This window comes from Pseudoalteromonas sp. BSi20311, from assembly GCF_000239875.1.
Taxonomy (GTDB): domain Bacteria; phylum Pseudomonadota; class Gammaproteobacteria; order Enterobacterales; family Alteromonadaceae; genus Pseudoalteromonas.
The window spans coordinates 16861-29308 of the sequence record NZ_BADU01000153.1; the positions used below are offsets into that span (position 1 = coordinate 16861).

General features: G+C 40.7%; 10 protein-coding genes. 6 read left to right on the forward strand and 4 right to left on the reverse strand.

Annotated elements, in window-relative coordinates:
* Both P20311_RS15035 and P20311_RS15040 read left to right on the forward strand, forming a co-directional pair.
* Window positions 1–3108, forward strand: coding sequence for a PilC/PilY family type IV pilus protein (locus tag P20311_RS15035; protein ID WP_008114438.1), 3108 nt, complete (start codon window positions 1–3; stop codon window positions 3106–3108).
* 9 nt (window positions 3109–3117) lie between these two features.
* The gene (locus P20311_RS15040; RefSeq protein ID WP_008114440.1) at window positions 3118–3537 is read left to right on the forward strand and encodes a type IV pilin protein; all 420 of its coding nucleotides are present in this window, start codon (window positions 3118–3120) and stop codon (window positions 3535–3537) included.
* A 9-nt stretch (window positions 3538–3546) separates the two neighbouring features.
* Here P20311_RS15040 and P20311_RS15045 read toward each other — a convergent pair whose 3' ends face one another.
* Together P20311_RS15045 and P20311_RS15050 are read right to left on the reverse strand one after the other, a co-directional pair.
* Window positions 3547–4080 (reverse strand): GspH/FimT family protein, encoded by a 534-nt coding sequence (locus tag P20311_RS15045; RefSeq protein WP_008114442.1) that lies wholly within the window; start codon window positions 4078–4080, stop codon window positions 3547–3549.
* 69 nt (window positions 4081–4149) lie between these two features.
* A complete protein-coding gene (locus P20311_RS15050; protein ID WP_036985266.1) occupies window positions 4150–4692 on the reverse strand; it encodes a GspH/FimT family pseudopilin in 543 nt (180 codons plus the stop codon).
* Window positions 4693–4848: 156 nt separating this feature from the next.
* Between P20311_RS15050 and P20311_RS15055 the strand changes: the two genes are divergently transcribed.
* The gene (locus P20311_RS15055; protein WP_008114445.1) at window positions 4849–5187 is read left to right on the forward strand and encodes a P-II family nitrogen regulator; all 339 of its coding nucleotides are present in this window, start codon (window positions 4849–4851) and stop codon (window positions 5185–5187) included.
* 60 nt (window positions 5188–5247) lie between these two features.
* Here the strand turns inward: P20311_RS15055 and P20311_RS15060 are convergent, their stop codons facing one another.
* A complete protein-coding gene (locus P20311_RS15060; RefSeq protein ID WP_008114446.1) occupies window positions 5248–6012 on the reverse strand; it encodes an outer membrane protein assembly factor BamD in 765 nt (254 codons plus the stop codon).
* 141 nt (window positions 6013–6153) lie between these two features.
* On the opposite strand from P20311_RS15060, the gene rluD reads away from it, so the two are divergent.
* From rluD to clpB, 3 genes are all read left to right on the forward strand, one after another.
* A complete protein-coding gene (rluD, locus tag P20311_RS15065) occupies window positions 6154–7131 on the forward strand; it encodes a 23S rRNA pseudouridine(1911/1915/1917) synthase RluD (RefSeq protein WP_008114448.1) in 978 nt (325 codons plus the stop codon).
* Between the two features lie 2 nt (window positions 7132–7133).
* Window positions 7134–7865: a peptidoglycan editing factor PgeF gene (gene pgeF / locus P20311_RS15070; protein WP_008114450.1), complete on the forward strand. Its 732-nt coding sequence runs from the start codon at window positions 7134–7136 to the stop codon at window positions 7863–7865.
* A gap of 96 nt (window positions 7866–7961) precedes the next feature.
* Window positions 7962–10538, forward strand: a complete 2577-nt coding sequence (gene clpB / locus P20311_RS15075; protein WP_008114452.1) for an ATP-dependent chaperone ClpB — start codon at window positions 7962–7964, stop codon at window positions 10536–10538.
* Between the two features lie 57 nt (window positions 10539–10595).
* Here the strand turns inward: clpB and P20311_RS15080 are convergent, their stop codons facing one another.
* Window positions 10596–12143: a PAS domain-containing methyl-accepting chemotaxis protein gene (locus P20311_RS15080; RefSeq protein WP_008114454.1), complete on the reverse strand. Its 1548-nt coding sequence runs from the start codon at window positions 12141–12143 to the stop codon at window positions 10596–10598.
* Window positions 12144–12448 lie beyond the last annotated feature (305 nt).

Here is a 12448-nt window from a genome sequence, read left to right on the forward strand (position 1 = left end):
ATGAAATTTAAATTAAAGAATATGTTACCTGTATTACTTGGCTTAGTTGCGAGCGCACCTGCAGTAGCCGAAGATATAGAGTTATACGTTAACCATAATGTTCAAACAGATGAAAATGCACGTGTTTTGATTGTGTTTGATACTTCCGGCAGTATGGCTTTTTCTACTTTGACTGGTAATGATTGTGGTTATGACAACTACAATAGACGATGGATATTGTGTGATGATAATCGCTTAAATGTTGCCCAAAATGCAGTGAAGAATTTAGTTAACAGTAACAAGGATGTTGATTTTGGTTTGATGCGATTTGCAGGCAGTGATGGCGGCTATGTGTTGTCGCGTATTCACAGTAACAATACAAAAATATTAAAAGCAGTTGATGATTTGCCCGCTGATGGTGCGACACCAATTACGGAAACATTATGGGAAGCCTATCTCTACATGACAGGCCAAAAAATAGACTTCGCAGACGGTATTCAGGATCGTGACAAAGCAGTAGATAACAACAAGTACTACAAATCACCATTTCGAAAAGATGACAAAGGCAACAAAGAATTGCTGCGTTGTGATAACTCGATTAATGTGATCTTAATGACTGACGGCGACCCAAGTAACGATAGCGACAGAAACAGTAATATAAAAAAGCTACATAACTCAATTTTTATTGATGCTATTCCTTTTGAGTCAGGTGAGTACAAAAATAGTTACTTAGTTGCCCTAGCAAAAATTTTACACGGTACCAAACAAACGCAAGTTGATTTGTTCTCTGAAACGCCAGACATAGTTGATACCGCGAGAGTATATACCATTGGTTTTGGTACGGGCATGAGTCAAGGTGGTAAAGATCTCCTCGATATGACAGCCAGAGTGGGTGGAGGTAAGTACCTTCATGCTGATACAGCCGATGAACTTTCTAAGGCGTTAAATCAAACAATTTCACAAATACGAGAAGAAAACAGCTCATTTACTTCACCGTCGTTTGCCAGTAATAACGTTGACCAAACACGCAGTAAAAACGCAATTTACTTCACAATGTTTTATCCCGAAATTGGTACTCGTTGGCAAGGTAACTTGAAAAAGCTAGAAGTATCAGGTAATAAAATAGTCGATACCAAAGGCGTAAAAGCACTTGATAGCAACGGTCTAATCGATAAAAACGCGCATACCTTTTGGCCAGATGCTGATAGTGCACCAGATGGTAATGCTGTAAAACAAGGGGGCGTGAATGCCGCGCTTGCTAGCAGCAGCAAAGAGCGAAAATTATTTTCTGATGGTCCATCAGGACAGCTAATTAATTTTGATTACGATACGATAAGTGAAGTCTTCAACATTGTTAATAAGCAAAAGAATAAGCCATCAGTAGATGATTTGCTTGTTAGTGATGTTCAGCTTGAAAGCACAATAAATTGGGCTCGTGGTATTGATGTTGACGATGAAGATGGCGATGGCTCTTCACAGGACAAACGCAACGACATATTTGGCGATCCGTTACATTCTAAACCGTTGGCTATCGATTATGGTAATAATGATGTACGCATTCTAATAGGGACAAATGCAGGGTTTTTGCATATGTTCAAAGACGATAGCAAAAATAATAAGGTAGAAGAAAGTTGGGCATTTATCCCCTCCGCGCTGTACTCAATTCTTAACCCTTTGCGTTCAAAGGAAAAAGGCAAAGAATATGGCATGGACGGACCTATTAGTGTTTATTTCAACAATAAAAGTTTAAATAGTGAAGGCCTAAATGATGGCATTATCAATGCCAGCAGCGGAGATGAAGTGTGGGCTATAGCCGGTATGCGCCGTGGTGGTCGTAATTATTATGCTTTTGATATTTCTAATCCAGATACCCCTAAAAAACTGTGGAAGAGTCCAATTAAAGGTGGCGATAAAGGTTTTGAGGAATTAGGGCAAACATGGTCTAAACCACAAATAGCTTACATTAAAGCATGGGGTGATGAGCCTTTACTGGTATTTGGCGCAGGCTACGATACCAGTAAAGACAATACTCGAGATGCCGATACAATGGGTCGCGATGTTTATATTGTAAAAGCTAAAACCGGCGAGAAAGTATGGTCACTTAGAAGTGATAATGCTTTTAAAGGCAAGCACAGTATTGCTGCTGACGTTAGTTTACTCGATTCAGATTATGATGGTTATATTGACAGAATTTATGCTGCCGATACTGGTGGCGGGGTGTGGCGTATCGATATGCCTGGAATCAGCACTAATGCATTTAGTCATTACAAACTCGCTGAGTTAGGTGCTGATACCGACAGGCGTTTCTTTTATAAGCCGGTAGTGGCAAGAACCGTGTTTAGTAAGGTGACTATAAGTAAGGGAGTGACTTCACGGTTAGATACACCCTATGATGCGGTACTTATTGGTAGTGGTAATCGCTCAAATCCTTTAAAGAGTAACAGTGCTGATCAGTTATTTATGATTAGGGATGAGAATACCATCACTAAATCATTCAAAAATAATGCACCCGCTGCAATTGTGCCGAATAATTTAATGTTAATGAACGAAGACTTATTTGGCAAAGCATTAGATAATGTGGGCGATTTTAACGCATTAGAAGCCCAGCTATCTAATAATTTTAAAGGATGGCGATATAAACTAAGCGGCGGCGAAAAATCACTCGCAGCGGCAACTGTTGTTGGCGGTGTGGCTTATTTCACTTCGTTTACACCTGGTTCTACAGGAGCTTCGAGTAATCAATGTTCATTAGGTGCTGGTGGCGGCTCGCTCTATGCGTTTCACTTACATTACGGCACTAAGGTGTATGATAACTTAAAATTTAAAACAAGTTACGAGATGCCTGATACGCCTCAGCTTTATTTTGGTGGTAGCTGTGCTGATGGCAATGGCGACGGTAAGTGTGATGACAATACCAATGAAAATGTAAAAAGTCAGTTCTACTTGATTGGTCCAGGTATCAGTGGCAGTGAAACAGCGAACCCGTTAAAGCCGCTAGAAATAACGGGGCCAGGCTTAAAAATTGTCGATAAAAAAATACAGTTGGTAAACGATAAATCTGTTGGTTTTGGTTTTAAAACACAGCAGACTTATATTTATAAGCGTGAAGAAAATGACGAGGGTAACTAGGGATTATTAATGAATAAAAAACAACAAGGATTTACCTTAATTGAATTAATGATAGCCGTGGCCATTGTTGGCATCATCGCAGCTATTGCAGTGCCTAATTACAGTGAGTATGTAAAAAGGGCATCACGTGCAGAAGCCGCAGCAGCGCTTTTAGATGCGGCAAACAAGCAAGAACAGTATTTTGTTGATAACCGTGCTTATACAGCCTCGTTTGATGACTTAGGGATAAATAACAAAACTGAAAATGGTAGTTTTGAACTAACAATTAAAGTGGTTGATAATAATGCATTTACAGTTACCGCTAAGCCGATTTCAGGCGCTGTAAAAGGCGATGCTGATTGTACGTCATTAACGATTAATGACGTAGGCTTAAAAGGAGCAACAGGTAGTAAAGGCAATACCGACATTAACTATTGCTGGGGTCGATAGGCACAGCGCTTATTGTTGGCATTTGTTGGTAGATTTTATTCGTATTCGACCAGTTTGACTAATAGATAAAGCAAGCCCCTCAAGGTTTGCTTTATCACTATTTGGGCAATATACGAAAGTGCCGTTCTGAAATCCATTTAACGAGCCATCAGGCCTAAAAGTAATGGCTGTACGAGGATACTCTAACGTATCGGCGTTATGAGTATACTCAAAAGTACTAATTAACAGTTCATCATCATCAAGTGATATTGACCTATCATTATCAATAAAAAGAGACACACCCGTGTGCCACTCACCCTCTGAGCACTGTTTATCTTTTAAAGCGCACAGTGTTACGTAGCTGTCATGCTCTATAGCGTAAAGGCGTGCAAAATTAATATTTCGGTGTAGTAAAGAGATTTGATTGTCAGCTCGGTTTTTCGCTAAAAAGTCGGCAAAAAACCAGAGTGAAATTTGCGCTACGATCACAAAAACCACAATTGCTACCATGAGCTCAATTAGTGTAAAGCCACTATGTGGGTGATAACCTGTGTTTAACCTCATCCCTGAAGCCTTGCTTTATCCGTCCATGATTAAAGTTTAGACAATAATTAGCAAACTACAAAATAGCGATTAACAACTGCTTTTGGTGTCGCCAACATAAAAGGCGGTTCCCGATAGTGATAGCGTTAAAGCCTTATTATTTTCAGTGCCATTATTAGGGCAAAAAATGAAATTGCCTGGCGTTGTGGTAATACGCCCGCTGGAATTAAATCGTATACTGTTATCTGCAAATGAAATACGATCATTGGGACTAATTTCTTCCATTACTCTAATAAGGCTATCTGTTGCCTTATCATATTGACCATCATTATTTGCATCGATGAAGGTGATTACTATTTTATCAACATCCCATCCATCCGCGCATGTAAGAGTATCGTCATTGTTTTTTACTTTTGTTTTTGAGGCTGCACATACAATGACTATTTCGTCAGTACTGGCTGCTTGTGAACGTGCATAACTAATATTGCGCTTTAGTTCCAATAAAAAGTTTTCCCCACGGTTTTCTTCCAGCATATCGCCACTGTTCCACAAAGCAATAGTGGCAATAATGCCAACAATGGCCACGGTGACCATTAATTCTAATAAGGTAAATCCACGGTGTTTAGTTTTCATATGAATCTCAAAAATTAGTTGTTTTAAGCTAAGCATTATTTATGAGGATAATCATACCATGATTATTTTTCACCTGTGCTATTCAATCACTTTGTTTGCTATGAACCTCATGATTGTCTAAAATCGAGGCAACTGAGGCTTTCAAAAGTAACTAATATGAAAAAAATAGAAGCAATCATTAAACCGTTTAAGCTTGATGACGTGCGCGAAGCACTATCTGATGTTGGCATTACGGGTATGACAGTAAGTGAAGTAAAAGGGTTTGGACGTCAAAAAGGCCACACCGAGCTATACCGTGGCGCAGAGTACATGGTTGATTTTTTACCTAAGGTAAAGCTAGATATTGTGCTTGGTGATGAAGATGTGGAACGCGCTATTGATGTGATTGTTAAAACCGCACAAACAGGCAAAATAGGTGATGGTAAAATATTTGTTACTGAGGTAGAGCGTGTTGTGCGTATTCGTACCGCAGAAGAGGATGAAGACGCGATATAATCGTAGTCTTGAGTAAAAAAAAAGGCGCTACTTTTATTTGAAAGTAGCGCCTTTTTAGTATTATTTATTTCTGCTATTGAATTTACGCGTTTGCGCTGCATTCTCACTTAATTCAGTTAATCCAAGCTTATCGTAGCTTTTTTCCATCATGGCTAATGCCGCATCCAAGTAGCTACTTTGTGAGTAATGCTCTACCACAAACTTACCGCGATTCGCGGCTGCTAAATAAGCTTCACGTTCATAATAGTAAGTCGCAACTTTTAGCTCATAACGTGCCATGCGATTTAATAGCCAAACTAAACGACGTTTTGCTTCTGGCGCATAATCACTTTGTGGAAAACGTTTAACTAAGGTTGATAGGTCGGTATAGGCTACACGGGTACGTTTAGCGTCTCTGTCTGCTCTATCTACACCAAAGTACTCTTGGAAAGCATTTTTATCCGCTTTAATATTAACCAAGCCACGCATGTAGTACATGTAATCTAAATCTTTGTGATTTGGGTTTAAGCGAATAAAACGGTCAATGGTAGCAAGTGCCTGCTCTGTATTACCTGATTGGTAATGTGCGTACACTAAATCCATCTGTACTTGCTTTGAAAACGGGCCAAACGGGTAGCGAGAATCAATTGCCGCTAACAGTTCAATTGCACGTGCGTATAAACCAGAATCAAGCGTTTGTTTTGCATCTTCGTATAGTGCTTGTGCTGATCTGTTTGGTACTCGTTGAATGTCTTCTTGGTCAGGCGCAGACGAACAAGCCCCTAAACTAAGCACTGAAACTGAAAAAACAATGGCGAATGCACGTTTCCCTATTTTATTTATCATTTTATTTGTTACCTTCGATGTCTTCGGCTAGGCCAAGTGGGTAAAACCGAGTAAACTATGCGTATTATGTTATGCTTTTATTAAAAGCGATTCTAACCCAGTCAAGCAAAGCTTGCACTGGTAAATTGGGTAAAGTTACTAATGTCAGAGCAAATATCTCTCCAAGCCGAGGTCCCAACAGACTTAGGTGGTAAACGTCTAGACCAAGTATTAGCACAATTGTTCCCTGATTATTCACGATCACGGATAAAAACGTGGATTTTAGATGATAAAATCACCGTTGACGGCGAAATTTTCAACACCCCGCGTGAAAAATTACTCGGTGGTGAAGTTGTAGCTGTTGAAACAACAATAGAAGCACCTCGTGAATACGAAGCACAAGATATCAAATTAAACATCGTTTATGAAGACGATGATATTTTAGTGATCAATAAACCAATGGGATTAGTGGTTCATCCTGGTGCAGGTAACCCTGACGGTACTGTGTTAAATGCATTACTTCATCACTTCCCAGAAATTATTAACGTACCACGAGCGGGTATAGTGCATCGTCTTGATAAAGACACAACCGGCTTAATGGTTGTAGCTAAAACCATTCAAGCTCAAACTCATTTGGTTAAAGCCTTACAAAAGCGCGAAAATTTCACACGTGAATATGAAGCGTTATGTAATGGTACTATGACTGCCGGTGGTATGGTTGAAAAAGCGATTGGCCGTCATCCAACTCAGCGTACGCACATGGCTGTTCATGAAATGGGTAAACCTGCGATTACGCATTACCGTGTAGCAGAAAAGTTCCGTGCTCATACTCGTTTGCGTTTACGCCTTGAAACCGGACGTACGCACCAAATTCGCGTGCATATGGCGTACTTAAATCATCCCTTAATTGGCGATCAATCTTATGGCGGCCGTCCTCGTCCACCAAAAGGGGCAACGCCTGAGCTGTTTGAGTTACTGCGTAGCTTTAAGCGTCAAGCGCTGCATGCCGTTAAATTAAGCATTGCTCATCCAATTACCGGTGAAATGATGACCTGGCAAGCACCTATCCCTGATGATATGGTTCAGATGACTCAAGCATTGCGCGAAGATACAAAAGCAAATCCAGACATAGCTAGTTAATTATGTCTGGCTTATCAGCTACATGGCAATCTATTCAGGGTGTAGACACATTGAGTACTACACGGGATGGAGGCGTATCAAAGCCACCATTTGATAGCTTGAATTTAGGATTGCATGTAGGTGATAACCGCCAAGATGTATTAACCAATCGAGCGCATGTAAATACCCACTTACCTAACCCGGCTGTTTGGTTAAATCAGGTTCATAGCGCCGACGTAATTAGAGTGGATGAAGGGTTTGACGCTAAACAAACTCTGACGGGGGATGCGCTTTATACGCAGTTAAGCAATCAACCTTTAGCTATAATGACCGCTGACTGTTTACCTATTTTACTTACCTCAAGCGATGGCCAAGAAGTGGCTGCCATTCACGCCGGTTGGCGAGGGTTAGCGCAAGGAATCATTAGTAATACAGTTAGCTATTTTAAACATGCACCAACGAACTTACATGCTTGGTTAGGTCCTGCAATAGGGGCTAATCGATTTGAAGTCGGCCAAGAGGTTGTTGCAATATTTACAGCCAATAATCCTGCTTTGCACGACGCGTTTAAACCTCAAAATAACGATAAATATTTAGCTGATATTTATCATATAGCGCGTATTTTGCTAAACCAACGGGGTGTTGTGAATATTAGTGGTGGTGAATACTGTACTTTTTCTCAAGATAATCAGTTTTTTTCTTATCGACGAGATGGCCAAACCGGTCGTATGGTAAGTTTGATCTGGCGCAAGTAAATAACCATTAAGTGATTATTTTTCCCTCAATACCTTGAACAAACCCGCTAACATACCCATTTATTAAGTAATTCGTTTTTTTATAGGTAAACCCTCATGCGTTTAGATAGATTTACAAGTAAATTTCAGTCTGCGCTTTCAGATGCGCAATCATTAGCGCTAGGTCGCGATCATCAATTTATTGAACCCGTTCACCTTATGTATGCTTTATTAAAGCAAAGCGGCTCAAGTGTGCGTGCTTTGTTTGCACAAATGGGCATTAGCGTTGACGAGCTCAATACCAAACTCTCTCAAGAGATAGAAAAATTATTTAAAGTGGAGGGTGTTGGTGGCGATGTACAATTGTCAAACAACATGGTTTCACTTATTAATTTATGTGATAAGTACGCCCAAAAACGCAAAGATAAATATATCTCAAGCGAACTGTTTGTATTAGTTGCATGCGAGGATAAAGGACCGCTTGGCAGTGTATTTAAAGCACTTAATATCACCGCTAACAAAGTTGAAACTGCTATAGAGGCAATTCGCGGTGGTCAAAAAGTTGATGACCCTAATGCTGAAGAAACTCGTCAAGCACTTGAAAAGTATACTATTGATCTAACTGAGCGGGCAGAGCAAGGTAAGCTTGACCCTGTAATTGGCCGTGATGATGAAATTCGTCGCACCATCCAAGTATTACAACGTCGCACCAAAAATAACCCTGTGTTAATTGGTGAGCCTGGGGTGGGTAAAACCGCAATTGCCGAAGGGCTTGCACAACGTATTATTAATGGTGAAGTTCCAGAGGGCTTAAAAAATAAACGCGTACTCTCACTTGATTTGGGTGCATTAGTTGCGGGAGCCAAATACCGCGGTGAGTTTGAAGAGCGTTTAAAATCAGTACTCAATGAGTTGGCCAAAGAAGAAGGCCAAGTAATTTTGTTTATTGATGAAATTCATACCATTGTTGGTGCTGGCAAAAGTGATGGCGCCATGGATGCGGGTAATATGTTAAAGCCTGCACTAGCACGCGGTGAACTCCATTGTGTAGGGGCTACAACGCTGGATGAATACCGTAAATACATTGAAAAAGATGCTGCGCTTGAGCGTCGTTTTCAAAAAGTATTAATTGAAGAGCCATCGGTTGAAGACACTATTGCTATATTACGTGGCCTAAAAGAGCGCTACGAATTGCACCATTCAGTGGAGATCACCGATCCGGCAATTGTTGCTGCAGCACAGTTATCACATCGCTATATTAGTGATCGCCAATTGCCTGATAAAGCAATTGATTTAATTGATGAAGCGGGCTCATCTATTCGGCTGCAAATTGATTCAAAACCTGAAGCCTTAGATAAGCTAGAGCGTCGTATCATTCAGTTAAAAATTGAAGATAACGCCTTGGCTAAAGAAAAAGACGAGGCCAGTCAAAAGCGCCGTGCAGAAATGGTTGAGCTGATCACTGAGCTTGAAGTGCAATACCGTGAGCTTGATGAAGTATGGAATGCTGAAAAAGCCTCTTTGCAAGGTACGCAAGTCATTAAAGCAGAGCTTGAACAGGCACGACTTGATTTAGAAGTGGCACGCAGAGCAAGCGATTTACAGCGTATGTCAGAGCTGCAATATGGCCGTATTCCCGAGCTTGAGCGTAAGCTTGATTTAGCATCGCAAGCCGAAATGCAAGAAATGAGCTTACTTAAAAACCAAGTGGGCGAAGACGAAATTGCCGAAATCCTATCACGTTGGACCGGCATTCCGGTGGCACGTATGCTTCAAGGTGAACGTGAAAAACTATTGCAAATGGAAGAGCAATTGCACAATAAAGTGATAGGGCAAGATGAAGCGGTAGTTGCGGTGGCTAATGCCATCCGTCGTTCGCGTGCAGGACTTGCTGATCCGAATCGTCCTATTGGCTCATTTTTATTCTTAGGGCCAACAGGGGTGGGTAAAACAGAGTTAACAAAAGCGTTGGCTGGCTATATGTTTGACACCGAAAGTGCCATGGTACGCATTGATATGTCTGAGTTTATGGAAAAACACTCAGTTGCGCGTTTAGTCGGTGCGCCTCCCGGTTATGTAGGTTACGAAGAAGGTGGCTACTTAACGGAAGCTGTTCGTCGGAAGCCGTACTCGGTTATTTTGTTGGATGAAATAGAAAAGGCGCACCCAGATGTGTTTAATATTTTATTACAAGTTCTTGATGATGGACGCTTAACAGATGGACAAGGCCGTACTGTCGACTTTAAAAACAGCGTAATTATTATGACCTCAAACCTTGGCTCAGATATTATCCAAGAGCAAGCGGGCAATAATGACTACGATGAGCTGAAAAATAAAGTGATGGGTGTGCTGCATAACGAGTTTAGGCCTGAATTTATTAACCGTATTGATGAAACAGTAGTGTTCCATCCGTTGGCACATAGTCATATTAAAGAAATTGCTGATATTCAGTTAAGTAAGCTGCGTGAACGATTAACAGAGATGGGTTATTTACTGGAATTGACTGATGCTGCGCTTGAGCGAATTGCAGCCAGTGGCTTTGATCCTGTTTATGGCGCTCGCCCACTTAAGCGCGCTATACAACAGACCATTGAAAACCCATTAGCACAGAAGCTGCTTAATAATGATTTTCAACCCGGTTCTATCATTGTTATTGATGCGAATGCAGAAGGCTTAGTATTTACTAGTCGTTAATTACACAAATAAACAAGCCGCTGTTAACAGCGGCTTGTTTGATTTTAAATCTTATTGTTAAACTTTAAAGGTAAGCAGTAAATCATTTACTTTTCGTGAGCCTTCCACCAATTCAGCAGCGCCATGCGCTACGCTATAACTGAGTTGTAAATTGTCATCCCCCAAACCTTTAATTTTTTCAACATTGCTGCCAATATCTCTACTTACCACCTGTTGTTGCTCTGCGGCGGCTGAAATATCGGTAGCAAGTTGTGAAATTTCACTAATTTGAATGAAAATACTATCCAGCTCTTGTTGTGTTTGCCCTGTGGTGTTAACACAGTCATCGGCTTGTTGTTTTGTGCTCTGCATGATTTTAGACCAGCTAAACAAAGTATCTTGAATCTCTTTAATTGAGCTGTGAATTTGAGCTGTGGCGTTTTGAGTACGTGAAGACAGTGCGCGTACTTCATCAGCGACCACCGCAAAACCTCGACCATGCTCACCAGCTCGGGCAGCTTCAATTGCTGCGTTAAGTGCTAACAAATTGGTTTGTTCTGCAATGCCTTCTATTTCACTCATTACCTGACCAATTTTATCGGCCTCAGAGGCAAGTCCTGTGGCTGTGGTTGCCGCTTGCTCAACTTGTACTGCTAAATCAGATACCATCTTGCTGTTATCGGCAATATGATTTTTTATATCAGAGCAGCTTTGATAGGTGATCCCCACTTTATCTGCGGTATTATTGGTATTATTAGAAATTTCACCAATCGTGGTGCTCATTTGTGACATCGCAGTGGCTATTTGCTCAAGCTGAGTTCCCTGAGAAGAAATTCCTTGCTCGGTTAGCGTCGATTGCTGATCTAAGCCTTGGGCAATAGTATTAAAACTCAAGGTTGAGTCTTTAACACGCCCTAGTACCGTTTTTAACTTGGCGCAAAGCATTTGCTCTCGGTAATCACTAATACTGTGAGGGTGTGAGCCACTAAATACATAACGAGATACTGAATCCGCCTCGATTTTTTGCTGTTTTAGGGTACCAGGTGTCGCTATTAGCTCATCATAATTTAATGCTAAAATGATTATACACACTATCAGGTTAACTGCTGCAATCGCCATAGAACCCCAAATAGCGACACTGGCTAACCAAACTAAAACACCGGCTACGCTCAAGCCCTGTCTGAGTGAGGTGCGCTCACGCCAGCTAAATAGTGACTTATTAGCGTTAATTTTGGCATACAGTTTCTGCGCTCTACGTTTTGCGCGTTGCGAGAGTTTTACACGCACAGACTGATAACCAATCAATTGGCCATGTTCGAAAATAGGTGTTACAAATGCATCGACCCAATAGTAACGGCCGTCTTTACATAAATTCTTTACAGCACCTCGCCACGAATGGCCTTGCTTTAAGGTGTCCCACATTTCTTTAAATGCCGCTTTAGGCATATCAGGGTGGCGAACTATATTGTGGTTTTTATTGATGAGTTCATCCATTTCATAGCCAGCAATACTGCAAAATTCATGATTGGCATAGGTAATAACACCCCGAAGATCGGTCGTTGAAACCAACTCTTGGTGCTCTTCAAAGGTGACCTCTTCATCTATTAAGCTTTGATTACGACGCATAGTAACTCTTTATCATTCTTTATTAGGATGGCTATTGTAATTACTAAAACTAACGTACGTTAGTGATAAGTTTTAAATAGCAGTAGTAAGGCATTTTTTTTGATATTTTTATGATCTTTATCAATTTTAAGGGTAATTGAATTTTTTAATTATGACAAACTTTTAGCAAGGGATTCACTCTTTCGTATTGGGGAAATCATGCGTTGGGGGCAGTAGAGGATTGTGGCAAATAATATGTAAAAGAAATTGTATATTGCTGGTGGCAATGGCAAGATTATCTTTTATAGCGTGAAACAAAGCGTGTT

Excerpts from the sequence above, each read along its gene's own strand:
- pgeF (WP_008114450.1), top strand. The coding sequence starts at position 7,134 with ATGTCTGGCTTATCAGCTACATGGCAATCTATTCAGGGTGTAGACACA.
- clpB (WP_008114452.1), top strand. The coding sequence starts at position 7,962 with ATGCGTTTAGATAGATTTACAAGTAAATTTCAGTCTGCGCTTTCAGAT.
- P20311_RS15045 (WP_008114442.1), bottom strand. The coding sequence starts at position 4,080 with ATGAGGTTAAACACAGGTTATCACCCACATAGTGGCTTTACACTAATT.
- rluD (WP_008114448.1), top strand. The coding sequence starts at position 6,154 with ATGTCAGAGCAAATATCTCTCCAAGCCGAGGTCCCAACAGACTTAGGT.
- P20311_RS15080 (WP_008114454.1), bottom strand. The coding sequence starts at position 12,143 with ATGCGTCGTAATCAAAGCTTAATAGATGAAGAGGTCACCTTTGAAGAG.
- P20311_RS15060 (WP_008114446.1), bottom strand. The coding sequence starts at position 6,012 with ATGATAAATAAAATAGGGAAACGTGCATTCGCCATTGTTTTTTCAGTT.
- P20311_RS15055 (WP_008114445.1), top strand. The coding sequence starts at position 4,849 with ATGAAAAAAATAGAAGCAATCATTAAACCGTTTAAGCTTGATGACGTG.
- P20311_RS15040 (WP_008114440.1), top strand. The coding sequence starts at position 3,118 with ATGAATAAAAAACAACAAGGATTTACCTTAATTGAATTAATGATAGCC.
- P20311_RS15035 (WP_008114438.1), top strand. The coding sequence starts at position 1 with ATGAAATTTAAATTAAAGAATATGTTACCTGTATTACTTGGCTTAGTT.
- P20311_RS15050 (WP_036985266.1), bottom strand. The coding sequence starts at position 4,692 with ATGAAAACTAAACACCGTGGATTTACCTTATTAGAATTAATGGTCACC.